Source organism: Actinosynnema sp. NPDC023658, from assembly GCF_040639995.1.
Classification (GTDB): Bacteria; Actinomycetota; Actinomycetes; order Mycobacteriales; family Pseudonocardiaceae; genus Actinosynnema.
This window is the reverse complement of sequence record NZ_JBFAAX010001500.1, coordinates 1-1036: the sequence shown is the minus strand read 5'-3', so window position 1 is coordinate 1036 and position 1036 is coordinate 1. Positions and strand designations below refer to the sequence as shown.

General features: G+C 74.4%; 1 protein-coding gene. It reads right to left on the bottom strand.

Annotated features, from left to right (window positions below):
• The coding region (locus tag AB0G02_RS42090) for an acyltransferase domain-containing protein (RefSeq protein ID WP_360806750.1) at nucleotides 1-1036 on the bottom strand (1036 nt) is incomplete at both ends.

The following is a 1036-nucleotide window of genomic DNA, read 5'->3' as shown; positions in this document are numbered from 1 at the left end:
CCCACGGCCTCCCAGAGCCGGGCCAGACCGGTCATCACCGCGAACAGGGCGGGCTGGACGCGCTCGACGCCGCTCAGCTCGACGCCGGCGGCCAGGGTGTCCAGCAACGGCCAGTCCAGGGCCGCGTCGCACGCCTCGACGTGCTCGCGGAAGGTCGGTGAGGCGGCCAGCAGGTCGCGGGCCATGCCGGTCCACTGCGAACCCTGACCGGGGAAGACGAACACCGTTCCGCCGGTCTCGTCCGCGGTGCCCTGGACCAGCGACGGGTGCGGTCGGCCCTCGCTCAGTGCGGTGAGGGCGGCGGCCAGCTCGTCCCGGTCGTCGGTGACGATCACCGCACGGTGCGCGAAGTGCGTGCGCGAGGCCAGGACGGCTGCCAGGGAGCGCAGGTCGGCACCGGTGTGGCCGAGCAGCGCGGCGGCCTGGTCGCGCAGGGCCGCCGGGGTCTTGGCGGACAGCAGGACCGGCACCGCGTCGGTGGTGATCGGCCCCGTCCGCTCGTCCCGCCGGCTGACCGGTGCGGGCGGCTCCTCGATGATCACGTGGGCGTTGGTGCCACTGATGCCGAACGACGACACGCCCGCGCGCCGCGGCCTGCCGTCGTTCACCCAGGTGCGGGCCTCGGTGAGCAGCGCCACCGCGCCCGTCGACCAGTCCACGTGCGGCGTCGGCTCGTCGACGTGCAGGGTGCGCGGCAGCAGGTCGTTGTGCATGGCCATGACCGTCTTGATGATCCCGCCGACACCGGCGGCGGCCTGGGTGTGGCCGATGTTGGACTTCAGCGAGCCCAGCCACAGCGGCCGTTCGCGGTCCCGCCCGTAGGTGGCGAGCAGCGCTTCGGCCTCGATCGGGTCGCCCAGGGTGGTGCCGGTGCCGTGGGCCTCGACGACGTCGACGTCCGACGCGGACAGCCGGGCGTTGGCCAGCGCGCGGCGGATCACCCGTTCCTGGGACGGGCCGTTGGGCGCGGACAGGCCGTTGGACGCGCCGTCCTGGTTGACCGCGCTGCCCCGGACAACGGCGAGCACCGGGTGGC